Here is a 25,430-nt window from a genome sequence, read left to right as displayed (position 1 = left end):
ACCGGCAGACGCGAGGCAAGACGCGATGGCCGACGGCACAGTTAATATCATTCGTAAAATTGAAGTTGTGGAAGGCCACGGCCACCACGGCGGCGCTTGGAAAGTTGCTTATGCGGACTTTATGACCGCGATGATGGCCTTCTTCCTATTGATGTGGATCCTGTCATCTTCTGATGAACAGAAACTCCGCGGTATCGCTGAATACTTCACCAACGCCACGCTGCCTGGCGGCAGCGGCGTTTTGGATGGCGCAACCCTCGGCCCTCCCGGCACAATGACAGCATCAAACGGTGCAACCGTTGCACGTGGCGCAGAATTTGGCGAAGCCGATGACCCCTCCCCTGCGAAATGGGAAGTGATGGACACCACGCCAACCGCCGATCCAGAAATGAAAACCCGCGGTACAACCGTTGGTCACCATGAAAACCCGGCTGCAGGTGCGGCCAGTGAGGTTTTCCAGCAGAATGCCAATGACGATGCGGTTACAAATCAGCAAAGCGCCGGCAAAGCCGAAGACGCTGCTGAAACAACCGATCCCAACCAAGCTGCAGCCGCGCAGTCGATGACACAATCTGATGCGACCACGCATGTTGAGGATTCTGAAAAGATGGCTGCGGGCGATGTGGACAATGCCAAACCAGATCACACTGCAGATGAAGAACGCTTTGAGGACCTGAAGGCGAAAATCCTGCAGGCGATGCAGGCGAGCCCTGATCTTGCACCGCTGCAGGAAAACATCATGTTTGAAAAGACACCGGATGGTATGCTGATCCAAATCGTGGACAGCAAAGGCAAGCCGATGTTTGCCAGCGGCAGCGCAGACATGAACAGCGCGACAATCAAACTTATGGCTTTGCTCGGCCAATCGCTTGTCGAACTGCCAAATGACATGGTTATCACCGGCCACACCGACGCCGTTCCGTTTTCAAATCGCAAGTCATATGATAACTGGGATCTGTCCACGGATCGCGCCAATGCAATGCGTCGCGTTTTGAAAAACAACGGCGTCACACCGGACCGTTTCACCCGCGTTTCTGGCATGGCCGCGACGCAACTTTTGAAACCCGAAGCGCCAAAAGATGCCTCCAACCGCCGCATCGAAGTCCTTCTGGAATACCAAAGAATCCAAGGCCCTAACCCCGCCCCGGCAGAGATGGCCAAAGATAAAATGACTTCAAAACCTGAAATGAAATCCGCTGCAGCGGCACCAACGGCACAGCCGGAGATGGTGAAACCTGAAATGGCCGCCCCTGCAAGCGTGGCCGACACCATTATCGTGCAAGACAAGGCGTCACTTCTGGATGAACAGGTCTTTGAAAATCTGCGCAGCGCGCTCAGATAGGCCTATTTTTCCGACTGCATAGACAAACGGAACTGGCTCCAATCAATGGGGCCAGATTCTGCCGCTTGATCAAGCGCCTCTAAAGGCTGCAATCCCATGATCACAAATAGGGCCGCCGCTGTTACCGTGGTCAGCGCAAAAAGCCGAACCGCGGCGCGGCGCTTGGCAGATTTCCACATCGACGGACGAGATTTTTCCGCTTTTTCCTGCGCCACCGGTTCAACCGCCGCTTCAACAGGAAGCGTCACATATAAAAATGGATCTTCGCTCGACACATCAACCGCGCCACAGGCCGCACGTAAAGTGGCCCGCAACGAATTCGGCAAGACATCGGTTTTGATACGCACCGTACCCGGTTGCGCTGCCGCATCTGTGCCGATCTGGATCGCCAACAACTGACGATCATCCCGCAAGAACAATCGCGCTGCCCCCTCGATGCGCAGTACCGGACCTGCCCCATTTGACAGCACAAACTCATTCATTTCTTCGCGCAATGCATAGGCGTCTGGTGACGCATCTTCTTGCAAATCAGAAACCGGCTTAAAGGCAGCACCTGGCATTGCCAAAGGCGCCGCAGCGCGAGAAGGGCTGCTTGGTTTTTCAACAGGCACATCTGATAGAGGTGCAGCATCGACCAATCGCGCGGCTTCGCGCACCAAATCCAAGGTCAGTTTGCGCGCTTGTGGTGCTGCCGGCTGAACCGGCGCAGGCCGGCGACGGCTTGCAAATGTCATTGGTCCCACTGATTCCGATGCTGCGGGTGCAGCAGTTGGGATCGGTTCAAAATCCGCCTCAGCATCAACACCCAAAAACGCGACCGGGTCCAAACCCTCTTCCAGCGCAAAGGCAAAGTTGACGGAATAATCCGTCGCATCCTCAACCAACTGCGGACTGTCTGCCAAAAGCGCCGCCAAGCCCTGCTGATCTGAATAGCGCAATTGGCGGGTTGGGAAGCCATGAACAGGTGGATGTATGCACAGCTCAGAGGCACGCAACCGCAAATGCTTACGCAATCGCGCTGCAAAAATACCGGCCTCTTCCTGACGGAACAACAGCAATTGGCAATCGCCATTGGGCATCAGGCAAACAGCCAAACGCATTTTGCGCGGCCAATCGCGATGCACCAGACGGAGGTCATCTTCCTCCAATAAAACTGCCATGACTTGCTCGATGCCAGACATGCTATCCCCCAGACGCATATACAGACGTTAAATTATTCTTTAAGTTTAGCGGCCGATAAAGAATATATCCATAGATATTCTTGCATTTTTCTACAATTCGCACGGCAGAATGGATTTATCCATCATTAATCCTTGCTAGCCCGCCCCTGCATGTGGCAAAAATAAGGCAAATCGAGCAGCTAAGAATAGCGAAATATAATGAACATTATTGTTGGATTCATCCTGGTTATGGTCCTCGTCTTCGGCGGCTTCTTGTGGTCCGGCGGCGAAATGGCCCCGATTTTGCACGCGCTGCCTTACGAGGGCATGATGATTGGCGGGGCCTCGCTTGGGGCCTTTGTTGCCGCGAACTCCTTTGGTGATGTTGCCGCGACGATCAAATCTATCATCAAATGTCTGAAAGGACCGAAGTGGAAGCAAAGCGACTACATCGACCTTTTGAACCTGATGTATGGTCTGACCAAGATCTACCAGAAAGACGGTGTTCTGGCGCTGGATGAGCATATCGAGAACCCGCATGACAGCTCGATCTTTTCGCAGTTTCCAAAAATCCAACACGACCACCATGCGATCGATCTGATCACCGACAGTTTCCGCATGTTGGCGCTGAACTTCGATGATCCCTTCCAAACCGAAGACGTGATCAACAAGAAGCTAAAGAAACACCACCACGAAGTGCTGGTGCCAGCCCACGGCCTCCAAACCGTGGCCGACGGCCTTCCTGCGATCGGGATTGTTGCTGCGGTTTTGGGTGTTATCAAAACCATGGGCTCGATCGACAAACCACCTGCGGTTCTGGGTGAAATGATCGGCGGCGCGCTTGTTGGGACCTTCCTTGGGGTTTTCTTGGCATATTGTTTTGTGGCCCCACTGTCCTCACGCCTTTCTGCAATCGAAGAGCAAGACGGCGCATTCTACAACGTAATCCGCGACATCTTTATCGCGATCCTACAGGAACACTCCCCAACGATTTGTGTAGAAATTGGCCGCGGTAACATTCCAACGGTCCTGCAACCATCTTTCTATGAAATGGAAGAAGCGCGTCAGGATCTGGCTGAAGCCTAATGGATCGCCAACGTCGCATAGAATCCTTGCAGGTTCTGCAGCGCGTCAAAGAGCACGAGCTTGATACCCACGCTGCACAGATGGGCGAAATTCGCGGCCATCAAGCGCAGGTGCAGGCCGAACTGGACAAGCTCGAAGAGCGCATCGCCACCGAGGCCCATATCACCTCCCCTGAATCCGCGCCCTTCCTGGCAGGCTTTCTAAAAGCCATCGAAGCGCGCCGCGTGTTCTTGCAAAAAGAAATGGAGCGCCTGGATGAAAAAGCCGCCCTCATTGAAGGGCAGCTTTTTGAAACTTACACCGAGGCGCGCTCTAACGAGGCTGTCTTGGACAAAAACCTTTTCGAACAACGTCGCGACGCAGAGATGGCCGAAACCGCGTCCCTCGAAGAAGTCGCCCGCAATCGGTATTTGCGCCAAATGCGCGGCATCGAAGAATAACCGCGCCTCAAAGCGCTTTCCCCAATTTCATCCTTCACAAAATCCTGCGGGGGAAGTCGAATTCTCTAAATTCGATTGAGGGGGCAGCGCCCCCTCTTCAACCTTGGTCGATCAAGCGCCGGTCAAATCCTGTGCTAGCATCAAAGCATTCCCATCAGGATCATAGAACGTCGCGGTTTTCACCATGCCTTCGACGACATCGGTCGGGCCATCAAACTTAATATCCGCTGCTTCCATGCGACCGCGCGCACCGTCCAGATCAGCGACCCCAAAGACAGGCACACAATTGCCCGGCACTGGTTCGGTATGCTCGCCCAGTCCCAGATTCACGCCATCAGTGTTGGTCTGTAATTCAGACCAGCCCGCCTCGTCCGCGTGATACATCGCCTCAAATCCAAGCGTTTTCTGGTACCACGCTGCGCTTGCGTGCCTGTCTTTGACAGACAGCGCGATTGTGATCGTTTTATCTACGTCAACCAATGCCATGGGGTTTCCCTTTGATTCTAAATATAGTAACTATACTTTATGGACATTAATCTCATTGTCAACATCACAGCCCGCGCCTGGTCCCTACCCATTTTGGCAAAGCTGCACGAGGGCGTGCCCGGACGGCAGGCCCCTCTTTTGGCAGCAACCGGCGCAAGCCGAACCGCGTTTGGCCAAAGCATTGAGCACCTGATCAAGCTTGGCCTGCTAGAACGCAATCCTGGATATGGCCATCCTTTGCGACCAGAGTTTCGATTAACACCCGCCGGAGATGTCGCCGCCGCCATGGCGCAGGACATTCTGATGACACCCAAACCAGACGCACATAAATTGCTACGCCGCTCATGGACCGTGCCGGTGTTGATCACCCTCAGGCAGCCCAGACAGTTTGCCGAAATCAAACGGGGCTTGGGAACGATCACTGATCGCGCCCTGTCGCAATCATTGCGCACCATGGAAGACATGCGCTGGATCGACAGAACCGTGGACCACGCGGCCCGCCCGCCTCGGCCACTCTATTCTGCCATCAACCACGGCGCATTGATCCGGGATGCAACAAGCGCAGTCCACTTGCACTAAACACAAACTGAAAAAGGCCGGCACATTGCGCCGACCTTTCTAAGATAAATGACCAAAACCTGGCAGGCTTCGTTAAGCCGCGTTTTGAAAACCGGCTGCCCACATTTCGCGGATTTGCGTGGCCAATGTCATCGGATCAAACGGTTTCGCGATAAAGCCCAGCTCGTATTCACCCAGCAAACTGTCTTTGTCGGACTCGCCAACTTTCGCCGTCATATAGATCGCTGGGATTTGCTCATATCCTGGCATTTCACGGATCTTTGCGATGGTTTCCGGCCCGGTCAAACCCGGCATCTGCACATCACACAACAAAAGATCTGGTGCAAAATCACCGACGATATCCAAGGCCACCGTGCCCAGCTCGGCTTGCGCCACCTGAAAACCACCGATCATTTCCAACGCCATATTCGCGATCTCGCGAATATCGCCTTCGTCTTCCACATGCAGGATTTTTGTCAGTTCACCCATCTTATTCACCTATATCCAAGACCATATTCTTTTAGCCGCGCGCCCGACGACGAGCCTTACCGCGACCTGCGCCCGAAGGACGCGCAAATTTCGAGACCACGCCACGCTCTGCTTCTGGCGCTTCGATCTGTGTCACCATCACAATCACCGGCAGCGATTCAGGCAGTCGCCCACCAGTCACCGGGATAATTGTCATGCAGTGTGCCAACCCAATTTTGTCAAAATGAAGGACAGCGTCGAATTGATCGTTTTCGGCAAGTACCAGCGCTTGCGGCACATCCCCGGCTTCCATCATCGACACGTCTTCCGCATCCACACTTGGCAGATCATTTTGGCCCACAGACATCAACTTAAAGCCACCCTCAGGCGTGACCATATTCGGGATCATGCTTAACCAGTTGCTGTACATATTGGTGCGCAGACTGTTCAGGATCATGCCGTCTGACATATTACTGTCTTCGGATTTCGCCTGCAGCACGGAGACCTTCAGGTTTGAAAGCGTCTCGCGTTCAAACATTTCAGTCACTAGCGAGCGCCCGTCATCCGACAGCCAGTTAAAGATCGAGGACTGACCCACAACACCCTTACCGCTGACAACCTGACTGACGGTCACGCTGCCAGTTTCCAACTCCACTTCAAAGCCGCCTGATTGCATTTGTGCCAACAGCACTTGCATCTCTGTGCCATCCCCAACCGGGCCACCCGCCATAGCAGCATCCGCAATCCCAGCTTGTTCCGGCGTTAGGCCTGCGCCTGTAAAGGCAACGGGTTCACCTTCGATCGGCTCAAACGGCATCACCTTGTCACCCACCATACGTGGCAGATCGACAAAGAACTCGGTTCCGATGTCATCCTCGGTAGCAAAGAAAATCTCGCCCTTGTGGCTTTCGACAATCAGCTTCGCGACCGCCAGACCAAGACCGGTGCCACCCTGCGAACGCGTGTCGCCCATGTCAGCCTGCGTGAACTTATCAAAGATCGTCGCATGGGCCGGTTTCGGAATACCCCGGCCAAAATCACGCAGCGTGAAGCGCAGACGCCCACGGTGAATTTTCAGCGTTGCGATGATCTCTTTGCCTTCACCAGAGAACTTGGACGCGTTGGACATCAGGTTGTCCATCACCTGTGTCAGGCGATCCTTATCGCCCATGGCCATAAAGCCATCACCGTCTTCCTCAAGATTCAGACGCATCGTGCATTTGAACTTTTCAGCGTAGAATTTGTTGGACTCAATCGCCTTCTCGACCACATCCAGCACATCAATGGGTGCCATCTTGAAGTCCATCTTGCCCTGCTCGATCTTCTCCATATCAAGCATATCGTTGATCAGCAGAACCAGACGATCACAGTTATCAGCCGCCATGCCGATCATCTTATCCATCTGCGGCGTCAGCTCGCCAATGGCACCAGATTTTGCCAGCCCCAGCGCGCCTTTCATGGAGGTCAAAGGTGTGCGCAGTTCATGGGAAACCGTCGCCACAAACTCGTTCTTGGCTTTCTCAGCAACCTTTCGATCCGTGATATCACGGTAGATCGAAATAAAGCGCGGCTCGTCATTGTCCGGCTGAACATATTCCAAGCTGATTTCGTATGGGATGCCGTTGTTACCGGTCACTTCCCACGTCATGCGGCGCTGCGGACCTTCTTCCAATGTCTCACACCGCATTTGCAGTGCACGCACATCAGTGTCGGTCAGAATGTCTTTAATCGCACGCCCATGCCATGAGCCACCAATCCTGTTTTCGATCAGCTTTTCATTTGCAGTTCGGTTGCAATAAAGCATCTCCATCGAACCAGGGCGGAACACCACAACTTGATCTTCGATTAGCTCAAGACTGTTGTTAAAGCTTTCCTCGGAAATGCCTTTGCGAGTCTGCGTCATATCGGTTGCGACAACCGCGATCTCAGACAGTTCTTCACCAGAACCCGACACCGGAATAACCGTACATTGCGCCCAGGCCACCGATCCATCTTCTTTCAGGATTTTCAGCGGGCCATCCCAAGGCGCGCCAACATCGACGGATTTCATAATCTCTTCTTCCAAGATCTCCTGCTCATGCGCTGGCAGAATATCTTTTAGGAAGGTGCCCATAAGGCCATCGCGTTCCCGGCCAGTCGTCTCGCAGAAATTCTCATTCACATGCGAAATGCGACCATTGGGGCGCAGCATGAGGAATACTGTGTGTTCCTCGACCGCAGAGCGATAGAAAATCTTAGATCGGATTTCGCTTTCCAGAACATCCTTGCGCTGTTCGGCCAACATGATGTTGCGGCGCAGCTGTAAGATCAGGAACAGCAGCGAGCAAATGATAAAGGTGGTCATCCCAAAGATGACCCATTTGTAGCTGCGATAAATCCGGGCCGTCGCCTGGATCAGATAATTCTCATAGGGGCGCACGCGCAGGGAGATCAGCAGATCATGCACATCCTGATAGTTCTGCGGCGCTTGCCAAACAACATTGCCGCCATTCACGGATTCAACTGATCCGGCTTCAACTGACAACATCGAGTTGATCATCAGGGCCAAGGCCTCATCCGGCACATCCGGCAAAGCCGACAACACCCATTCAGGGTAAAGCGGGGTCGAGACCCAAAACGGATAGTCTGGGAAAGCCATGGGCGACAGTGGAATGAATTCATCCAGATTGATGACGCCTTCTGCAGCGAGTTCTTCAAGAACGCCTGCAGGCACAACGCCCGCATCCACCAAGCCGCTTTGGACCGCATAGACCACTTCACGTTGGTTGCCACCGGAAAACACCAGCTCGCTTAGCATGTCTTGAACATCCAACCGGCGGCGACGGAATTCTTGCTCCGCCAGCCACCAGCCAGAAAAATCACTGGCCGCCACGGCCATCACGGACCCTCCACGCAACTGATTGATCTGACGCACCGGGCTATCAGCACGCGCAAAAACCAGCGCACCGACCTCATTATAAGTCCGCCCTTCCCAGAACCGCGCCTGTGACAGCACAGCCCGCGCGCCGCTTTCGACCTCGGCGGTCACAAACATCGCAGGGTTGGTCAGGGCAAAATCAACTGTGCTGTCCTGAATGGCTTGCATAAGGGTCGCATGGGAATACGGCCGCACCACAAATCGGTAAGGGGAATCCACGAACAAAGCTTCGCGGTTCAAATATTCAACAGTCGGGCGCCAGGCCTCCAAAGCCCGCGTGGCCCCTTCGGTCGACAAAACGCCAACAGTGAAAACCTGTGTATCAGCGGAAAATTCGGTTTGCTGCGCTTGCGCAGCGGTCGCACGTGCAACCAGGGTCACGGTCAGCGCCGCGAGCGTAATCCAGAACCCAAACCATCGGCTGAGGGCTTTAAGCCGTCGCCAAACAGATGCGTTATGCGCCATCCACATTCTGCTCCATCTCATCAAGGAGCGCATTCAGAAGTTCGTCGACAAAGTCGGTGTTGAGGGGGCGCGGGCCAGCCAATAGCGTGTCGATGTGATGCTCCACCTGAGCTGCCAAAGCCCCCATCCGGGGCTGGCCGACACTGCCGCAAATACCATGCAGCTTATGGGCGTCCGCGCGAATATCCACACAGGCGGCTTCTGCCGTCGCTGGATCTTCTAGACGTTCAAGCTGAGCACAAAATCCATCGATGCGATCTTCCAAGGAGTCAATGAACCGCGCGCGAATCTTCGCGAGGCCTGCCTCCAGAAGGGCCGCTTTACTGGCGTCCATTCCCTGCATCATGATCTGCTCATCCTGACATCTTATTCCTCAACGCTCTTCTGGCGCTGATTTTTCTTGCCACCTTCAGGTTACCATAGATCAAGGCAACAATGTGGCGAAATCAGCCGAAGTCATTAAGGAATGGTTAACGTTTTCCATGGTTTAGCGCCGTTTTTCCACAGGTGGTGCCGCTTGGTCACGCATCAAACCACGGGAAATGTGGAAAATTGAAAGGGGGGCCATGGCCTCCCTTCCGAATGACGGCCTATATATTAAGCCGCGAAACGCCCGCCGGATTTACCGCCGCCTGCTTCGTTCAGCTTCTCAACCGCGCGGTCCAAGAAGCGTAGATCGCCGCGTTTCTCGAACAGTTTCGGTGCTGCGATGTCACCGATCTGCGCCGAGAAGCCCGTCGCAACCTCTTCACAATACACCAGGTCCGGATCGTTCAGCATCATGACAAATTCATCATGCATGCTGTCAGCGGACGGCAATTTGTTTTTCGCGCCGACACAGACAAAGTTGCCACCGCCCAGATAAGAAAGGAAGGCCTGCGCACCGACCAGACAGTCGGAGATCACCTCAGCAATATCGGTGACCACATAGGTGAACTCATCGATGTCCGAACCCGCGTGTACAGCTTCGAGTTCCGGTATACGGATCGCAAAAGCACCCATCGCGAATTGTTTCTGCTCCAGCATCAGCATCACGTAGTTATCAAGCGCGGCACTTTTCACCACACCACGCACGTCTTTCACGGTCACTGGGTTTTTGAACGGAGGCTTTGGCGCCGCCGCTGCCGCTGGGGCCGCCGCTGCTGCTTCTGCCGCTTTGCGCGCTTCAGACTGGAGACGGTCTGCAAGGCGGATGCGGGTCATCAGCTCAGTGGTATCAAAAGGCTTGGTCACATAGTCGGTGGCCCCGGCCATAAAGGCACGGTCGACATATGTTTTATCGTTCATCGCGGTGATCATGATCACCGGGGAATTCTTGTAGTGATCCATTTGACGGACGTGCTGACATAGCTCTGTCCCGTCCATACCCGGCATCTGAATGTCGAACATGAACCCATCAAATGGCGTCGGGGACGCGGCGATCTTCTGCAGAGCATCTTCACCAGATTCCGCCAGGGTCACATTTGTGTACCCATGCGCCTCTAGTGTCGCTGAAAGAATTTCGCGGATCAGTTCGTCATCATCGACGGCAAGGATCTTCATGTGTCTCTCCAATCGCAGCGCCGCCGAATTGCGGCTATGAATGCTTCTGCACCCGGTTGCGGATGCCCCAACGCTGAGATGCTTTCTGCACCAATCAGACCGTCAAGGTTGTCCTCATGTCTTATTGTTCAGTTTATCAGGACAATTGTGGCGCAAATTGGGCGATCTTTAGGATTGAGTAAAGCAGTGCATACCGAATTTAACCCGGCTTTAACCACTTAGAATGATTAACGTTTTTTTAACCAACAAATTCAATGCCTTACCGAAATATCAATTTGGAAGCTTCGGCAGAATGAATAAAACCAGAGGTTGAAGAAGGGAAATTCACAAATGCTTTTGGCGCATATCCGGGATCAGCTGAAAGTTGATTCTGGCGCAGTTGATTTTGCGCATCCAATCCAGACTGTATCGGACCCAGAAACAGTGCGCCCGACCCATTGGCCGGGCGCCTGATACTATATTTATTGCAGACGACCCCAGATCGCCGCGAGGTGGCGATTTAGGATTTCGTCAAACCGCCCGCTTGTTTTCAAAGCCTTCAGGCCAGCATTCACACGATACAGATGTGCAGTGCCGCGCCAGTGGCGTTTGGAAATGATCACATGCAGCCCCACTTCAGAGACCGGGCGCTCAAGCGGAACCACACGATCTCGCAGACCAAGGTCCATCAATGTCGCCGCCCCCAGGAAGACACTTAAAGAAACGGCTTCAACTTGGCCGTCATCCAAAAGCGCAAAACAATCTGCAGGGGTTTCCGGACGGACAAGATTAATCTTCTCATCCTTCAACCAATTGCGACCATTCCAATCCAGATCAAAACTGAACCAAGCCGCCGGACGACAAATTGTACGGCCCTCAATGTCTTCATCCTTGGTAAAAGCAAACTGCTTATCCGCTAGGGTGAACAACATCACCGGCATGGTCATCAGAGGTTCTGAAAAATGGAAGTCCGCACACCGACGATTGTCCGGCGTGGCCTCGCAGTCAGGTTTGTACCACGGGAAGCCCATGTCAAAGTCCTGACCGTCCAGAATATCAAGATGCTCTGACCACTTGTCATGCCATGAAACCGAGTAAGACACCGGCTGCGGCGCCAATTCCAACGCCGCATTCAACAGCTCGGTCACCATACCATCACCCGGCAACGATTGGTCGGTGAATGGCTGGTTGTTGTTGCCGGTCAGTAGGGTCAATTCCGCTTCGGTCTGGCGCAAAGGAGTCGCGTCAGGCTCCGGATTGTCCAGTGGGCACGGGATATAAAGCGAGCGCCCCGGCACCACCGAAGATCCAACCAACTCGGTTTGGTTGCGGTAATAGATGATGCTCCAGCGGCTGTGATCGCCATAGTGCTTTTCGGCAATCGAAAACAGGTTGTCCCCAGCCTGCACCTTATATTCGACATCACAAATCGCGAAAGCCGCGCTTGGCGCAATCAGCGCCACGGCCCCAAGGACCGCAGCACTGAAAACCTTTTTCAAACGATAAATCATGCTGATCGCTCCTTAGAAGCCAGCCCAAATACGGGTCATGTGATCCTCAACGATCTCTTGGTAACGACCAGATTCGCGCAGGCCATTCAGACCACGGTCGATGGTTTCGAGGATGTAGTCCTTTTGTGGGTGAGTCTTGTGCACGATCAAGTGGAACGCCTGAATAGACACCGGCTGAGGCACCACTTGGAACTGATCGGTAAAGCCCAGCTCTGCCAGATGCGCGCGGCCGGTGAATTCATTCATCATGACGGCATCCGCAGTGCCCTCAAGCACCATTTCATAGCATTCCTTTGGTGTGGCCGGAGCAACTACGGTCACCTTGCCATCACGCCACCAGTAACGCTCGTCCTGATCCAGCATGTAGCTGCCGTAGCCCTGCGGGCGGCAGATGGTTTTCCCAAAGATGTCTTCGTCTTTCTCAAAGACCATTGGGCGATCTTTGGACGCGAACAGCAGAACCAGCAGCTCAAACAATGGCTTTGAAGTATCAAAGTTCTGGCAGCGGTATTCTTCTGGGTTGTTCTTACAATCTGGCATGAACCACGGGAAACCTGCGTCTAGCAAAGCGTTAGACAGCAATGGCTCTTCATGGGACGCCCAGTGGTCGACCCAATGAATCGCATAGCCTTCTTTTGGCTCTGCAGTAGCCATCGCGGCATCCACGATCTCGGTCATCAGACCCCCGTTGTGGGACTCCTTATGGGTGAAGGGCGCGTAATCCGTTGCGGTCAAAAGATTGATCTTTTTGCGCACGGACGCGTTGCCCGCTTGGATCTTCACAGGGGCTGCGGCGGCAGGGGCAGCAGCGGTGATTTTCCTCCCACCCGGCAGACCTTTTGGAAGACCATCCAAGCAAGTCACATCCAGCTTCATGCCAACACGGATCGCATTTGGCTTTGGACCAATAGCGCCGATGTTTTTGCTATGAATCAGCGTCCATTTGCCAGCGTCTTTATAAAGGCTATCGGCGATCACAGACAGGCTGTCGCCTGATTTCACGGTGTAAACACCGCCACACGTGTCCGCCGCGGCAACAGAAGCTGTTGCCAAAGATGCAAGGCCAAACAGCCCCGCCAATAGTGTACGTTTCATGAAAGTCCCCAGTTGGATGGCTGCGGCTTATCCCTGCCGCAGTTGATCTAAAACATGATCCAAAGACGCAGCATCTTTGGACCGATACGAGTTATTGCGCGCCAAACATCGCCATGACGCTTTTGGTATCCACACGCCCGTTTGGCAGCATCAGCGCCGCGGGCACGGTGATCTCTCCGCTTTGCAGCGATTCATTCAGAAGTTGGTCAATATAGGCCGCGGACTGACCCTGCGCGAAGGCGCCGGTCACCAATGTATAAAGACTGCTGATCGCTGCGGTTTGTTCCGTTGTAGCAGGCGCCGCCGTGGTGCCAGCCACTGCCTCCGTATTGGACCGGCGCAAAGCATCGATGATGTTGGTCACCATCTCGTTATTGTCGCCAGTCGCCAGCGTCGCTGCTGGCGCAGCGCCCGTGTCTTCAGCAACGGTAGCCGCGGCTTCAACAGCAGGTGTTGCAGGCGCAACCGCAACATCTTCGCTGCCGCCAGAAAACTGCGCAACCAACAAAGCCACCACAATCAACAAAAGTCCTGCCACGCCCCAAACGCGGTACTTCACAGTTGAAGACCGCTCCTCGAGAGCCGCAAACAATTCGTTTTTGGTTTTCGCTTTTTTGGCCTCAGGTTCTTTAGGCTCTGTCTTAGGGAAACGCGCCTTGGAAAATGGCTTATTCAAAGCCTTACGCTTTACCTTTGGTTCCGCTTTTTTCTCAGCCTTCTCGGGTGCTTTGGCTGGGAATGTCTCATTGGCAGCATCGTGAAGTTTCAAATCCACATCAATGCCACCTTTAGCTTTGATCGATTTCACTTTAACCGCTGCCGGCTTACGCTCAGCACCGGATGGCTGTTTTTTTACACTTTGCATGAAATGACATCCCTCCAAGGGCCAACGTAATGCGTGACCCTGTGACTTCCCCGGTTAACGAATCATTAACCACAGGATGTAGATGCGTCAACATGTAGTGGAATGCGTAATTTGGAAATCAACCCCTGCGCGGTTTTAGGGTATTCTCCGGGTTTTGAAAAGCACCAAAAAACTAGGTTTTTCGCCTTAAAGCCGCGCGGACCAGAACCGATAGCGAGATTGCCCGGTGACCTCTTTTATCAGGCCGCGATCCTCAAAAAGCTTCAGATTTCGGCGTGCCGACATTGGCGCGCAGCCTGCCAGACGCGCGGCCAAATCCGCCGAGAACACAGGAAAGCGTAAAGCGGCTTCAATCAGGATAGGCGGAGTGCGTCCCGAAAGATCAGCCGTGGTTTCAATGGCCTTTTCCCGCCAACTTAACAGGCGCTCCACTTCCATCAAAGCCGCCAAGGCCCCCTGCTCTGCTGTTTGATAAAATGCACTCAGAATATCCTTTGGCGTGCCACCCCGCACCGGCGCCCCACCACTGCCCTCGGGCACCGGCAAAAACGGTGCATGGCCGCCTGCTGCAATCAGGATCGCCGCCACCATCGGTTCCAGCGTTTCATCCGGCGCCGTGATCTGCAAACGCCGCCATGCAAAAAGCGCACCAGCCGCGCGGGTCAGAGGGTGCAACTGCCCCATGGCGCGCATCTGATCGGCCCAGTCTCGCCCGGCAGTGTCCAACTCTTCGCCCAAGGCGCGGTCATCATTGGGCAGCTCTTGCAAGTCACTCACAGCCTGCCGCCCCAGAAAGCCACGCAGCCCATCATCGATCCATTGATCTGTGCGCATCGACATCAGCCGCCTGACCGCCCAAGAAGCACGCTCCAGATCACGGGTTTCCTCCTGCGAGCTGACCCGCAAGGCGCGGAACAAAGCAATCTGATCTGTCTTTAACCAAACCCCCTCGCCACGCAAAATGGCCGTCACGCTTTGCAAGGCAATACGCTCGACCACGTCAGAAGGCAGCGCCGCCAGTCGTGCACCAAAGCGCGCCAAAGCTTCAGCCGCGCGCACCAGCCCGCGATATTCGGCGCGCTCAGCCACCAGCCAATCCTCGGGTGCAATTGTCTTTTGCCGCTGCACAAAAGTCAGCGGGCTTTCACCCGGCGCAAAATCCTCGGGGGGCCCAGGCAGGAACCACAGGTCTTCTTCTGGTGTTGGCTCTGTCTCATAGATCGACGGGGGCGAAACGCCGTCTTCATACTCATCAGAAGTGTCATCAGGATCAGAGCTCATGCCACAACCTAAGACGATTCCAAGAATTCCCGAAACCCTATCTTTTTCCTTGAACCTGACGGTAATTTGATTAAACCATACGCTGACGTATGGAGAAGTTCATGTTCACAGTTTCCCAGTGCCCCCTGCCCCAAGACACGTTGCTGTATCGCTATGAAAGCGGCCCCGGCCTACACACCGACTGCTTTGAAACTGAGGTCGCAAAGGGCGTCAGTCTTCCCGATTATATCGAGGCTTTTTTCAACTCACCCATTCTACGGATCGAACGCAAACTGCTTGGACTTGCCTTGCCCAAATCCAACTATGACGACGTGGTGTCATTGGCCCAAGGGCAGTCTGATCACCTCTCAGGCTGGCGGACCGAAGACCGTACCGATCAGGAAATATTGCTCACCGTCATGGGTGGCGGCGTGCGCACCTGGCTGAAAGTCATCCCCGAAAAGGACCACAGTCGCCTCCTGTTTGGCTCCGCCGTTGTGCCACCCGATGATGGCCCCGTCGATGATACCGGCGCACCCAAAATGGCGTGGTGGGTCACCGCATTGATGGGGTTCCACAAGCTCTATTCCCACATCGTACTGGGGGCGGCCAAATGGCAACTCAAGCGGATGCAGCCCGCACAGGCGTAAACGAAAAAAGCCGGGCCCCATAGGACCCGGCTTTCATGATTTAGGAAGACCGCTGATTACTCAGCAGGTACAACGCTTTCTTCAGCAGTTGTTGCAACGCCAGCTTGCTCGCGCTTGCCGTCGTTCCAGATTGCTTTCACCAGCGCGAAACACTGCAGAACCATCACAATCGAGAACGGGAAGGCGCCAATCACCATTGCAGTGGTGATCGCTTTGTGACCCCCAGCAATCAGCAAGGCCGCCACAACACCACCCAGGGCAATACCCCAGAAGTAGATATGTGGGCGTGCTTTTGGACCTTCGTCGCCAGCTGCGTTGATGGTGTTCACGATCAGAACCGCGGAGTCAGCTGTTGTGACCAGGTAGGTCATCAGCAGAACCACGATGATCACAGACATGATCCAACCCAGCACGTCGCTCAGCATGAAGTTCACCATGGCGAAGATCTTATCGCCATCAGGAGCACCGGCGATTGCGCCGTTTGCTGCACCGTTCAGTTCCAGATCGATCGCTGTACCGCCAGCCCATGTGAACCAAACGAAACACATGATGGACGGAACAATCATCGCACCCAGAACGAATTCACGGATGGTACGGCCCTTGGAAATACGTGCCAAGAACAGGCCTACGAATGGCGCAAAGGCCACCCACCATGCCCAGTAGAACACGGACCATGCACCCTGCCAGCCTTCAAGCGTAGAGGCCACAGAGCCTTCAACACCGTCAGAACGCCAAACAGTGAACATCAGGCTGAACTGGTTCACCAGGTAATCCCAGATACCAACCACCAGAGCTTGCAGCCCGAAGAAGGTCGAACCGAAGATCAGGAAGAAGGCCAGTAGGAAGATGGACAGACCCATGTTCAGGTTGGACAGCCATTTGATGCCTTTACCAACACCGGACAGTGCAGACAGCGTGGACGCCGCCATGATCACTACGATCGCCAGCAGAATACCAAATGTGTTTGCTGTGCCCGCTTCGTTGGTCAGGCCACCGAAACCGATACGGGTCAGACCCGCAACAAACTGCTCAACGCCGAAGCCCAGAGTTTGTGCAACACCGAGGATGGTCGCAACAACGGCAACGATGTCGACGACGTTACCCAATGGGCCAGCCAGCGATTTGCCAAAGATTGGCGTCAAAGAGGAGCGCATTGTCAGCGGCAGGCCGCGACGGTAGCAGAAGTAAGCCAATGCGAGACCACAGATCGCATAGCAAGCCCATGCGCCTAGACCCCAGTGATAGAAGGACCACTTATAAGCATTGCGCACGTTCTCAGCTGTGCTGCCTTCGACCATGCCCTGAATGACTTCTGGGTTATTGCCAAAGTGGTACATTGGTTCAGCAACGGCCCATGTCAGCATGCCGACACCGATACCGGCACCGAACATCATGGAGAACCATGAGAAGTTAGAGAACTCTGGGCGGTCGCCTTCGACACCAAGCCGCATGCGTCCTGCGGTTGGCCAAAGCGCAAGGGCTGCGCAAAGAATTACGAAGAACGCCGCAATCCAGACGTACCAATAAGCGGTGTTTGCCAAGATGAACCCGTTGATCGCATTCAGAATCCGGCCTGCGGACTCTGGGAACACGACGGCCCAGATCACCAAAAGGGCGATGATGATCTTGGAAATCACCGCTACGTTTTTACTGAACCCAGCATAGAAACCACTATCAGCGGTTTCAATTTCCAGGTCCATTAAAGGGGGTTTAATAGACATGTTACCTCACTGTCGTTTCGTCCTGGACCACATTCGCTCGACGTATTGGCTGTCCGCGATTTGCCACTAGCTCACCCAGTGACCATGTTGTTAAGGTGTCCAGAACCTCAAGAGACCTTGATCCCTTGAACTTACCTCTATTAGCAGGTTTGATAATTAACAACATTCCCCTATATGGTTTCATAGACAGGCAACCTTGAATTGGTCAAACGCGCACTTTTATCGTCCCTAAGCGACATCGACATCCGTCTGCTGCGTATTTTCGTCACTGTGACGGAATGCGGAGGCTTTGCCGCTTCCGAGCTCGAATTGAACATCGGCCGCTCTACAATTTCCAAACATATCGCGGATCTCGAAACCCGAATTGGCCTTATTTTATGCAATCGTGGCCCCGCCGGTTTCTCTTTGACAGAAGAAGGTGAACAGGTGCTTTTGGCGACCCGCAGGCTGCTCAATCGCATTGATGAGTTTCAGTCAGAGATCGATAACGTCCATGCAACATTGACTGGCACATTGCGGATCGGGATCTTTGATCAATCCACAACCAACCCTGCCGCCAATGTTCACAAAGCCATCCAAGCCTTTGATGATCTTGCGCCTGATGTGGATTTAGAAATTGTTCTGGATCAGCCGAGCACTTTGGAATCCCGTGTGATTGAAGGCTCACTTGAGGCCGCAATTGTACCGATGTACCGCCAGTCCACGTCGTTTCTATATATCTCGCTTTATGCCGAGCGCATGACGCTTTATTGCGGCGAAAACCACCCGCTCTTTGGCACCGACAAAAAGACGCGCGCAGAGGGGCTGAACCTCGATCAGTTCAAATATGCAGGCTATAGCTTTAACTCCCCCAATATGATGGCGGGCCGTGGGCTGGGGCTGACGCGAGCAGCGCGGGTCAAAGAAGAAGAAGCACTGTCGCTATTGATCCAATCAGGCCGCTACATCGGCTATTTAGCAGACCACGTTGCGGAAACATTTTTGAAAAAGGGAACGCTTTGGCCCATCTGCCCAGCGGAAACAGGCTATACCACGGAATATAGCGCCATCGCCCGCAAACAGCCCAAGCCAGACCGAAAGACCCTCGCCTTTTTGACCTGCCTAAAAGAAGTCCATGACGCAGACTAAAGGCTTTCGCCCAAGGTGATGCGCGGTTGCATCTGCTCCATCACCCAAGGGCGATTATCATCAGACCCCTGCAAAATGATCTCAGCGGCCCGCACTCCGATTTCTCGACGACAAGCGTCCGTGGTGGCTAAGGCCAAGGGAAGCCCTTCCAGGATCTGCAGATTATTAAACCCGGCAAGGGCAATATCCCCTGGAATCGACAGGCCCGCGGCAAGACAATGCATATAGCCCCCCACACTCATCACATCGCTGGAATAATATAAGCACTCCAAATCCGGCGTGCGCGCCAAAAGCTTTTCGGTCAGCTGCCGACCGGTCTGTATCGAAGAATCCCCGGCGTATTTTTCCTGGTCGGCCAGCTCTAGCCCCGCCTCAGCCAAAGCTTCAACAAACCCCTGATGACGTTTCATAGCCCTGAAATCTTGCGGCATCTTGGTGCCGATAAAGCCGATCTTGCGAAATCCGCGCTCAACAATCTTGCGCGCCATATCGCGCCCCGCATCCAGATGCGAAATCCCCACGCAATGCCCCACGGGTGCGCCATCCGTATCCATAACTTCCACCACCGGGCAATGCGCGCTGCGCAGCATGTTGCGGGTGGTTTCTGTGTGCTCGAGCCCTGCAACCACCAACCCAGATGGCCGCCAGCTTAACATCTCGCGGATCACGCTTTCTTCTTCTTCAATGTCATAGCCCGACACGCCCACAACGGGCTTTAACGAACTGTCTTTCAGAACCGAAGAAATCCCAGACAGCACCTCAGGGAAGACATAACTGTTCAGCGACGGCACCACGACTGCGACCAGATTCACCGATTGCGACGACAGCGATCCCGCGATGCGGTTTGGCACATAGCCAATCGAGCGCGCCGCTTCTTCCACGCGCAACCGGGTTTTTTCAGACACATCCGGCGCGCCACGCAACGCACGGCTGGCGGTCATTTCACTGACCCCCACCAGGTCCGCTACGTCTTTTAAGTTCAACCGCTTTGTCATGCGCGCATCGTCACGGCAATCGGGGGCAACATCAAGCCCTACGACGTGTCCCCCACCGAATGAGCTTCGCAAATCTGTTGTGACTTGCAATTTGACATCGGTATCGATAACGGTAGCGCCAATGTTACCGCTAACAAATTTTAGTGGTTAAGAGCTATTTAGATCGGAGATCTCGGGATGACCCTGAATATCGCAATCAACGGATTTGGTCGCATTGGTCGCAACGTACTGCGCGCCATCATTGAAAACGGTGTCGAGGACGTAAACGTCGTCGCAATCAATGACTTGGCCCCAGCGGCCACATTGGCACACCTTCTGCAGTTTGACTCTGTACACGGTCGTTTGAACGCGGACATTCAGGTCGAAGATGACGCGATGATCATCAACGGCAAACGCATCGCTCTGACCGCGATTCGCAATCCAGAAGAGCTTCCATGGGCTGGTGTTGACATCGCCTATGAATGCACCGGCATCTTCACAACCCGCGATAGTGCTGCGAAACATTTGAAAAACGGCTCTAAGCGCGTTCTGATTTCCGCACCGGGCAAAGAGGTCGATCGCACCGTTGTCTTCGGCGTAAACGACAAAGAGCTGACCGCAGATGATGTGATCGTTTCCAACGCATCCTGCACAACAAACTGCCTCGCGCCTGTTGCCAAGATTCTGGATGACACCTTCGGCATCAAGACCGGCTACATGACCACCATCCACGCCTACACAGGCGATCAGCCAACCCACGACGCGGCCCACAAAGACCTGTACCGTGCCCGTGCTGCCGCTGAATCCATGATCCCAACCTCCACAGGTGCGGCCCGCGCAATCTCCGAAGTGCTGCCACATCTGAAAGGCCGTCTGGAAGGCTCTGCGATCCGCGTGCCAACCGTGAACGTGTCCCTGGTGGATCTGACTTTTGTTCCTGAAAAAGCAGCGACTGTTGAAGCCATCAACGCGGCGATAAAAGAAGCAGCCGAAGGTCCTTTGAAAGGCGTTCTGGCCTATGAAGAGCGCCCACTGGTCTCTGTTGACTTCAACCACGACCCGCATTCTTCAACATTTGCAGCACCACAAACATCCGTGACCTCCGAAGGTCTGGTTCGCGTGGTCAGCTGGTATGACAACGAGTGGGGTTTCTCCTGCCGTATGATCAACACCGGCCGTGCGATGGGTGCCCTGCTTTAAGCAGCCCCCACCTAAGACTTGCAAAGAAACCCGTGGGCGCAGCCTGCGGGTTTTCTTTTTGCGCCACAGCATTTAAAGAGCCGCCAAACCCCGATTGGACGCGGATTCGACATAAAACGTCGATCGTCGCATGTTACGCGTGTGAAAAATTTGTTAGATTTTTCACAACACCGGACTCGCACAGTTGAATCGCGCTGAAGACCGGCCTCCAAGACGGCTGATCAGGCTCTAGGCCTCCACCCGCATGGGCACCACGCCCTCTCGAACAATGGGGCGCAAGCCCACTTACAATATGGATGAAGAATGAACGACACAGTGCGCTCCGAAACACATGCCAAAACTCATTTAATCGTTGGGGACGGCACAACAGCCGTGGCCTTTCTTGAGAAATGCACCTTGGGCACGGGCGACAAGTTGATCATTCTTGGTAAAAACGCCTCTGAACTGGGGCGCGGGGCCGCCTATGCCAAAGGCAACGACGGCGATACATGGCGCTACGCCTACCTGCTGAACTCCCCGGCTGATGACATCGACCGCGAATTCGCTCAGTGGCTGACAGATAACTGGCAGCGCATCCGATCCACCATGGAAGGCCGCACGCCAAACTGGCTCGCCGCCGCCCAACCGCTGGTCGATGCTGGCAATATCTTTGGCCTCAATGCCCCGCGCGAATTCTATGGCGACTTCATGTGTGAACACACTGAAACGGTATTGGCGGGTCTGCGCGGCAAAGGCGTGCAAATCGACATTCTGAACGACGAAGCCACCGCTCTGGACACCACCGACGCTGGCATCCGAGTGCGCACAGTTGCAAATGGCGATTTGATTGTGGACTCCGTTGATATTGCGCCGGGCGGCCCTTCTACCCTACGCATTCCCGGTGACGAAGGCGCCTTTGGGGTTCCAAACGTCTTTGGCTATGAAGCTCAGATTGCCGAGCACATCTTGGCTGGACGCGAGATCTTCTGCATCGGTGGCAACGCCGCCATGCTCGATGTGCTGCGGCTCTGTCAAAGCTTGATCCCGGATGCGGAAATCAAGATGGCCTTCTGCGCGCCCGACGGCGAGGTCCCTGCCCCGCTGATCCCACGCCTGCCGCGCAAACTGACCGAGCCGACTTTCTCTAAGGGTCACGAAACCGCCGAAAGCTTCCTCAACGAAGTGCGCCGTGAAATCGACCTGGCACTAGAGCGTGGTGACGAGATGCGCGAAATCCGCGCAGGGTTCCGCGGACACTTCCTAGAAAATCCATTGTCGAGCTACATCACCGATGCCGACGAAGCCCGCAGTGTGCCAGCCACATTGCGGTTCTGGCTGCGCGGCGGCACCCGCGACACCATTCTAGACCTGCATGACTTCATCAAGGGCGGTCAGGCCCGCATTGTCACTGGCCTTGTGAAACAAGTCGAACATGGCACCGATAGCGCCACGGTGCGTGTCATCGATGCGCTCGGTAATGTGACCAGCGAAGAAACAGGCTTTGTGATCAACACTGCTGGTGCAGGACCGAACTCAAAATACGACCCGCTCACCGAAGACATGCTCGATAAAGGCCTGATCGAGGCCTGCCCGATCAGCAAAGGCATCAAGGTGGGCGATGGGTTGCGCAGCTCCCTGCCCGCCGTACGGCACCTTTCCCCGGCCACTACAGTCATTGGCGAAGAAACCATGGCTATGCCGCTTTATGACGTGCACATGCTGCGCCACTTTGTGGCCAAGGCATAGTTTTACGCATGATTTCGGCCTTCATGCCGCATGAGCCCGAACTTATTTTAGGCGACATAAGCTTTTAAGCATCAAAACCATAAACAAGTGGCGCACATTATCATTCCATAATGTGCGCCACATGAGCATTCGATTTTAGATACACATTCGAAACAAACTCATCCGAGTCGGTTTTTGATTTCCGTCAGCAAATCCTGAGCAAAGTCAGCGTCGATCTCCTTGCCCTTAATCTCTAGTTTCATTCCCTTCGAAGAGACTGAAACATCGATCTGTCCACCACTTTCCAAAAAGACAGTCGGCAGCCTTTGGATTTCGGTCGGCCGCCCACCGCGAGATAGATCTTTCGTTTCGGGCTGCGAAACTTCCAGCGCCTTCTCAAGCGCCGCAGCCTCCTGTTGGGGTGTGATCGGCGCAACGTCCACCAAAACAGCCCTCAATCGCGCCTGAGCGCCTCCACGCAGTGCTGAGGCCACTTTAAGCCCCGTGCGCTCAGTAAGCTCCTTAGGAAACTGCAACAGGTCCCCCAGCGCCTCATGCACCGATGCAAAGCTGCGCACCTTAGACCGCTTTGACTTAGATCCGCTGCCAAACAACTGGTTGACGGCTTCGTCAACGGTCTCAAACACGCCGTTTTGGGTCGAAATTACAGCAATACGTCCACGCTCATAATGTGACAGGTTCGCCCGAACTTCGTTCTCTTCGACCATGTTCACATAGGCATCAGCGCTATCGCTTGGGCTGCGAATGAACGCTGGGATAAATCGAAATTGGTCATCCGTCGTCGCGAGTGTTTTAAAGGCGTTCAATCGACGATGACCGGCGATCAAACCGTAGCCTTCGTCTAAAGCAATGACTTCAATCGGGCCACGCAATCCATGCTGGCGGATGGACTCCAACAGCTCTTGCCGCGCATCCGGCGCTTCATCGATACGATCTCGACGCAGATAATCCGGCTGAATGTCGTCAATTGGGATCAGCTGGACCGTATGCCCTGCCCCATCCGCCTCGCGCCACTTTTCAGCGTCTGCCGCATTCTTGGCCGCCTCAGCCCGATCCTCGACGGATGCCATCGCTGATAAAGCAGCAGCTTCACCGGCAACCTGGGCGATGGGTGGCGTCATGGATTGCCCTAGCGGAGGTTTCGCGGCGAAACCTTCGTCGAGTTTCGCAAGCTCATTTTGGTCCGGAGCAACCAGTCTTCTGCGTTTCGCCATCACTCATCCTCCATATTTGCATCGCGCCACCAGCTACCAATCAGCAGCTCTTTGAACTCTGCGTAGGTCCGGTCAAACGTTTCCCGGCCGCGCACATAGGTATCGCGATTGAAGTCCCGGTAATCCGCTTCGTAAATGCCGTTCACCTGTTCACCCGCCTGCCCTACGAGCGCCGTGTAGTCCTGACGATAGGCATTCATGAAATCGCCGAAATAGGCCTGAATCACATTTGCCATATCGGTCTGCTGGCTGGCGTCAAAGCGAGTCACTATGGCCCTCACTACATCCCATTCAAACTTAAGTTCCGGTAAACCCACAGCCCGAGCGGCGGCGTTTTCCCCATCTTCGATGCTGGCGAAGGTTGAATAAAGCATGTCGAAAAAGCGCCCTGTGGAATCAAACTCCAAGAATGACGCCCCAAGCGGTACCAGCAAGATATCTGCCGCGGCCAAACCATTGATGGTCAAATAGCCGAGGGCAGGGGGCGTATCTAAGAACACGACGTCGTATTCTTCCAAGATGCCTTCATCTTCCAAGAAATTTGTCAGACCATCCCAAAGTGGCCAATTGCGCAGCCCCATGCGCCAAACGGGGATCTGGAATTCTGCCCAATAGAGATTGAGCTGCGCCCCGATGAGATCGATATTCGGCCAATGGGTTTTCTGAATGACATCTTTAGATGTCACTCCAAGCGCCTCATTCAGAGTTTCATCCAATGGAATTTCAGCGTGTCCGCCAGCTTTACGCACTTCATTCTCGGCAACCACAGCCTTGGCGTAGTCTTTGGCTATGAGTGGGAAGACTGTGCTCCATTCGTCTGGTACTTTTCCGCCCAGGATCGAGGTCATGGAACCCTGAGAGTCCAAGTCGATTACCAAGACTTTATAACCATCCAAAGCCGCTGACATTGCAAGATGCGCTGCGGTCGAAGTTTTTCCAACACCGCCTTTGAAGTTCGCAACAGCAACCACCTTTGCAGGCAATCCTTCCGGACGGTAGGGGAGGTATTCTTTGGTGCTGACACCTTCCTGATGGAAATGATTTCTAAGAATTAACACTTCTTCCAATGTGAACCATTTAGAACCGCCAGAGCCTTCACCTTGCGGCAGGTCTTCGTTGGCCTTCAACACGCGGCGCAAATGGGCAGGTGCGACGGGGATCAAGTATTTGGTGATCTCCCAAATCGAAAATTTGCGCAGCCGTTTTTCGCCATCTGGTGCATAGCCACGACGAGCCATATCTTCGCGCCCTTTGGCGCAGAAGGCGGCCGCTTTCGCGAATCGTGTTGTGTCGATAGGATCGGGTAGCTTCTCTGCCGCTGCCTTGGGATCCAGGTTCAGATAAGGGGGCAGGGGAGGTGTGGGAGCTTTGCTCACTGTTCGTTGCCTCTAAATATGTTCGCCTGTTTTTAGGATATACCCGAATCTAGCGCACATTTTGCCAAGGCGGAAGCATTGGCTGCGTGATGGGACAGAAAAGTAACTCAGAAGTCCTCAGTTTCGCGCCGAAACCCTCTATCCAAATCAAAATAGAAGAAAACAACGGGCAACAAAGAGTTTATTTAGTTTAAGATCTTTAGAATCTTTGGGTCTAAAGAGTTGTTTATTTTTAATCACTTAGACATGTTTGGGGACCCATATCCAG

23 protein-coding genes are annotated in these 25,430 nt (G+C 54.2%); 9 read left to right on the top strand and 14 right to left on the bottom strand.

The annotated features are described in order from the left end of the window. Positions 1-25: 25 nt before the first annotated feature. On the top strand, positions 26-1,342 hold the full coding sequence (locus JXQ85_RS16140; RefSeq protein WP_421749996.1) for a flagellar motor protein MotB: 1,317 nt from the start codon (positions 26-28) through the stop codon (positions 1,340-1,342). A 2-nt stretch (positions 1,343-1,344) separates the two neighbouring features. On the opposite strand, the gene JXQ85_RS16135 is transcribed toward JXQ85_RS16140, so the two are convergent. Further along, the gene (locus tag JXQ85_RS16135) at positions 1,345-2,523 is read right to left on the bottom strand and encodes a hypothetical protein (protein WP_421749995.1); all 1,179 of its coding nucleotides are present in this window, start codon (positions 2,521-2,523) and stop codon (positions 1,345-1,347) included. Positions 2,524-2,721: 198 nt separating this feature from the next. On the opposite strand from JXQ85_RS16135, the gene motA reads away from it, so the two are divergent. Together motA and JXQ85_RS16125 are read left to right on the top strand one after the other, a co-directional pair. Continuing rightward, positions 2,722-3,588: a flagellar motor stator protein MotA gene (gene motA / locus JXQ85_RS16130; protein ID WP_421749994.1), complete on the top strand. Its 867-nt coding sequence runs from the start codon at positions 2,722-2,724 to the stop codon at positions 3,586-3,588. After that, positions 3,588-4,028 (top strand): hypothetical protein, encoded by a 441-nt coding sequence (locus tag JXQ85_RS16125; RefSeq protein WP_421749993.1) that lies wholly within the window; start codon positions 3,588-3,590, stop codon positions 4,026-4,028. Before motA ends, JXQ85_RS16125 begins: the two co-directional genes overlap by 1 nt. Before the next feature lie 111 nt (positions 4,029-4,139). Here JXQ85_RS16125 and JXQ85_RS16120 read toward each other — a convergent pair whose 3' ends face one another. Further along, on the bottom strand, positions 4,140-4,514 hold the full coding sequence (locus JXQ85_RS16120) for a VOC family protein (RefSeq protein ID WP_421749992.1): 375 nt from the start codon (positions 4,512-4,514) through the stop codon (positions 4,140-4,142). A gap of 39 nt (positions 4,515-4,553) precedes the next feature. Here JXQ85_RS16120 and JXQ85_RS16115 point away from each other — a divergent pair, with 39 nt between their 5' ends. Further along, complete coding sequence (locus tag JXQ85_RS16115; protein WP_421749991.1) at positions 4,554-5,093, top strand: winged helix-turn-helix transcriptional regulator; 540 nt, start codon at positions 4,554-4,556, stop codon at positions 5,091-5,093. Positions 5,094-5,165: 72 nt separating this feature from the next. Here JXQ85_RS16115 and JXQ85_RS16110 read toward each other — a convergent pair whose 3' ends face one another. The 4 genes from JXQ85_RS16110 to JXQ85_RS16095 form a co-directional block, all read right to left on the bottom strand. Continuing rightward, a complete protein-coding gene (locus JXQ85_RS16110) occupies positions 5,166-5,561 on the bottom strand; it encodes a response regulator (protein WP_421749990.1) in 396 nt (131 codons plus the stop codon). Positions 5,562-5,592: 31 nt separating this feature from the next. Next, positions 5,593-8,922, bottom strand: a complete 3,330-nt coding sequence (locus JXQ85_RS16105) for a PhnD/SsuA/transferrin family substrate-binding protein (protein ID WP_421749989.1) — start codon at positions 8,920-8,922, stop codon at positions 5,593-5,595. Next, positions 8,912-9,268: an Hpt domain-containing protein gene (locus JXQ85_RS16100; protein ID WP_421749988.1), complete on the bottom strand. Its 357-nt coding sequence runs from the start codon at positions 9,266-9,268 to the stop codon at positions 8,912-8,914. The genes JXQ85_RS16105 and JXQ85_RS16100 overlap by 11 nt, the downstream gene beginning before the upstream one ends. Before the next feature lie 251 nt (positions 9,269-9,519). Next, positions 9,520-10,464, bottom strand: coding sequence for a response regulator (locus JXQ85_RS16095; protein WP_421749987.1), 945 nt, complete (start codon positions 10,462-10,464; stop codon positions 9,520-9,522). 330 nt (positions 10,465-10,794) lie between these two features. On the opposite strand from JXQ85_RS16095, the gene JXQ85_RS16090 reads away from it, so the two are divergent. Continuing rightward, positions 10,795-10,917, top strand: coding sequence for a hypothetical protein (locus JXQ85_RS16090; RefSeq protein WP_421749986.1), 123 nt, complete (start codon positions 10,795-10,797; stop codon positions 10,915-10,917). Between the two features lie 8 nt (positions 10,918-10,925). Here the strand turns inward: JXQ85_RS16090 and JXQ85_RS16085 are convergent, their stop codons facing one another. The 4 genes from JXQ85_RS16085 to JXQ85_RS16070 all read right to left on the bottom strand — a co-directional run bounded on the left by JXQ85_RS16085 (position 10,926) and on the right by JXQ85_RS16070 (position 15,195). After that, on the bottom strand, positions 10,926-11,954 hold the full coding sequence (locus tag JXQ85_RS16085) for a LysM peptidoglycan-binding domain-containing protein (protein WP_421749985.1): 1,029 nt from the start codon (positions 11,952-11,954) through the stop codon (positions 10,926-10,928). A 12-nt stretch (positions 11,955-11,966) separates the two neighbouring features. After that, positions 11,967-13,049, bottom strand: coding sequence for a peptidoglycan-binding protein LysM (locus tag JXQ85_RS16080; RefSeq protein ID WP_421749984.1), 1,083 nt, complete (start codon positions 13,047-13,049; stop codon positions 11,967-11,969). Between the two features lie 91 nt (positions 13,050-13,140). After that, complete coding sequence (locus tag JXQ85_RS16075) at positions 13,141-13,914, bottom strand: hypothetical protein (protein WP_421749983.1); 774 nt, start codon at positions 13,912-13,914, stop codon at positions 13,141-13,143. 186 nt (positions 13,915-14,100) lie between these two features. Then, entirely contained in the window at positions 14,101-15,195 is a 1,095-nt protein-coding gene (locus tag JXQ85_RS16070) for a hypothetical protein (protein ID WP_421749982.1), read from the bottom strand. Positions 15,196-15,296: 101 nt separating this feature from the next. On the opposite strand from JXQ85_RS16070, the gene JXQ85_RS16065 reads away from it, so the two are divergent. Next, positions 15,297-15,824 (top strand): hypothetical protein, encoded by a 528-nt coding sequence (locus JXQ85_RS16065; protein ID WP_421749981.1) that lies wholly within the window; start codon positions 15,297-15,299, stop codon positions 15,822-15,824. Between the two features lie 56 nt (positions 15,825-15,880). Here JXQ85_RS16065 and JXQ85_RS16060 read toward each other — a convergent pair whose 3' ends face one another. Beyond that, entirely contained in the window at positions 15,881-17,545 is a 1,665-nt protein-coding gene (locus JXQ85_RS16060) for a BCCT family transporter (RefSeq protein WP_421749980.1), read from the bottom strand. A 201-nt stretch (positions 17,546-17,746) separates the two neighbouring features. Between JXQ85_RS16060 and JXQ85_RS16055 the strand changes: the two genes are divergently transcribed. Continuing rightward, complete coding sequence (locus tag JXQ85_RS16055; protein ID WP_421749979.1) at positions 17,747-18,673, top strand: LysR family transcriptional regulator; 927 nt, start codon at positions 17,747-17,749, stop codon at positions 18,671-18,673. Here JXQ85_RS16055 and JXQ85_RS16050 read toward each other — a convergent pair. Next, complete coding sequence (locus JXQ85_RS16050; RefSeq protein ID WP_421749978.1) at positions 18,670-19,668, bottom strand: LacI family DNA-binding transcriptional regulator; 999 nt, start codon at positions 19,666-19,668, stop codon at positions 18,670-18,672. The genes JXQ85_RS16055 and JXQ85_RS16050 overlap by 4 nt on opposite strands. A 177-nt stretch (positions 19,669-19,845) precedes the next feature. On the opposite strand from JXQ85_RS16050, the gene gap reads away from it, so the two are divergent. Both gap and JXQ85_RS16040 read left to right on the top strand, forming a co-directional pair. Then, positions 19,846-20,847 carry a type I glyceraldehyde-3-phosphate dehydrogenase gene (gene gap, locus JXQ85_RS16045; RefSeq protein WP_421749977.1) on the top strand — a complete coding sequence of 334 codons (1,002 nt, stop codon included), beginning with the start codon at positions 19,846-19,848 and terminating at the stop codon, positions 20,845-20,847. A gap of 303 nt (positions 20,848-21,150) precedes the next feature. Beyond that, a complete protein-coding gene (locus JXQ85_RS16040) occupies positions 21,151-22,572 on the top strand; it encodes an FAD/NAD(P)-binding protein (RefSeq protein WP_421749976.1) in 1,422 nt (473 codons plus the stop codon). Between the two features lie 158 nt (positions 22,573-22,730). On the opposite strand, the gene JXQ85_RS16035 is transcribed toward JXQ85_RS16040, so the two are convergent. Beyond that, the gene (locus JXQ85_RS16035) at positions 22,731-23,786 is read right to left on the bottom strand and encodes a ParB/RepB/Spo0J family partition protein (protein WP_421749975.1); all 1,056 of its coding nucleotides are present in this window, start codon (positions 23,784-23,786) and stop codon (positions 22,731-22,733) included. Beyond that, positions 23,786-25,162, bottom strand: a complete 1,377-nt coding sequence (locus JXQ85_RS16030) for an AAA family ATPase (RefSeq protein WP_421749974.1) — start codon at positions 25,160-25,162, stop codon at positions 23,786-23,788. The genes JXQ85_RS16035 and JXQ85_RS16030 overlap by 1 nt, the downstream gene beginning before the upstream one ends. Between the last annotated feature and the right edge of the window lie 268 nt (positions 25,163-25,430).

The organism is Cognatishimia sp. (assembly GCF_049116455.1).
Lineage (GTDB): Bacteria > Pseudomonadota > Alphaproteobacteria > Rhodobacterales > Rhodobacteraceae > Cognatishimia.
The sequence above is the reverse complement of the archived record's forward strand: the minus strand, read 5'-3'. Positions and strand labels throughout refer to the sequence as shown.

Excerpts from the sequence above, each read along its gene's own strand:
- JXQ85_RS16035 (WP_421749975.1), bottom strand. The coding sequence starts at position 23,786 with ATGGCGAAACGCAGAAGACTGGTTGCTCCGGACCAAAATGAGCTTGCG.
- JXQ85_RS16140 (WP_421749996.1), top strand. The coding sequence starts at position 26 with ATGGCCGACGGCACAGTTAATATCATTCGTAAAATTGAAGTTGTGGAA.
- JXQ85_RS16050 (WP_421749978.1), bottom strand. The coding sequence starts at position 19,668 with ATGACAAAGCGGTTGAACTTAAAAGACGTAGCGGACCTGGTGGGGGTC.
- JXQ85_RS16125 (WP_421749993.1), top strand. The coding sequence starts at position 3,588 with ATGGATCGCCAACGTCGCATAGAATCCTTGCAGGTTCTGCAGCGCGTC.
- JXQ85_RS16070 (WP_421749982.1), bottom strand. The coding sequence starts at position 15,195 with ATGAGCTCTGATCCTGATGACACTTCTGATGAGTATGAAGACGGCGTT.
- gap (WP_421749977.1), top strand. The coding sequence starts at position 19,846 with ATGACCCTGAATATCGCAATCAACGGATTTGGTCGCATTGGTCGCAAC.
- JXQ85_RS16080 (WP_421749984.1), bottom strand. The coding sequence starts at position 13,049 with ATGAAACGTACACTATTGGCGGGGCTGTTTGGCCTTGCATCTTTGGCA.
- JXQ85_RS16085 (WP_421749985.1), bottom strand. The coding sequence starts at position 11,954 with ATGATTTATCGTTTGAAAAAGGTTTTCAGTGCTGCGGTCCTTGGGGCC.
- JXQ85_RS16095 (WP_421749987.1), bottom strand. The coding sequence starts at position 10,464 with ATGAAGATCCTTGCCGTCGATGATGACGAACTGATCCGCGAAATTCTT.
- JXQ85_RS16100 (WP_421749988.1), bottom strand. The coding sequence starts at position 9,268 with ATGATGCAGGGAATGGACGCCAGTAAAGCGGCCCTTCTGGAGGCAGGC.
- JXQ85_RS16065 (WP_421749981.1), top strand. The coding sequence starts at position 15,297 with ATGTTCACAGTTTCCCAGTGCCCCCTGCCCCAAGACACGTTGCTGTAT.
- JXQ85_RS16040 (WP_421749976.1), top strand. The coding sequence starts at position 21,151 with ATGAACGACACAGTGCGCTCCGAAACACATGCCAAAACTCATTTAATC.
- JXQ85_RS16105 (WP_421749989.1), bottom strand. The coding sequence starts at position 8,922 with ATGGCGCATAACGCATCTGTTTGGCGACGGCTTAAAGCCCTCAGCCGA.
- JXQ85_RS16060 (WP_421749980.1), bottom strand. The coding sequence starts at position 17,545 with ATGTCTATTAAACCCCCTTTAATGGACCTGGAAATTGAAACCGCTGAT.
- JXQ85_RS16090 (WP_421749986.1), top strand. The coding sequence starts at position 10,795 with ATGCTTTTGGCGCATATCCGGGATCAGCTGAAAGTTGATTCTGGCGCA.
- JXQ85_RS16110 (WP_421749990.1), bottom strand. The coding sequence starts at position 5,561 with ATGGGTGAACTGACAAAAATCCTGCATGTGGAAGACGAAGGCGATATT.
- motA (WP_421749994.1), top strand. The coding sequence starts at position 2,722 with ATGAACATTATTGTTGGATTCATCCTGGTTATGGTCCTCGTCTTCGGC.
- JXQ85_RS16115 (WP_421749991.1), top strand. The coding sequence starts at position 4,554 with ATGGACATTAATCTCATTGTCAACATCACAGCCCGCGCCTGGTCCCTA.
- JXQ85_RS16075 (WP_421749983.1), bottom strand. The coding sequence starts at position 13,914 with ATGCAAAGTGTAAAAAAACAGCCATCCGGTGCTGAGCGTAAGCCGGCA.
- JXQ85_RS16135 (WP_421749995.1), bottom strand. The coding sequence starts at position 2,523 with ATGTCTGGCATCGAGCAAGTCATGGCAGTTTTATTGGAGGAAGATGAC.
- JXQ85_RS16120 (WP_421749992.1), bottom strand. The coding sequence starts at position 4,514 with ATGGCATTGGTTGACGTAGATAAAACGATCACAATCGCGCTGTCTGTC.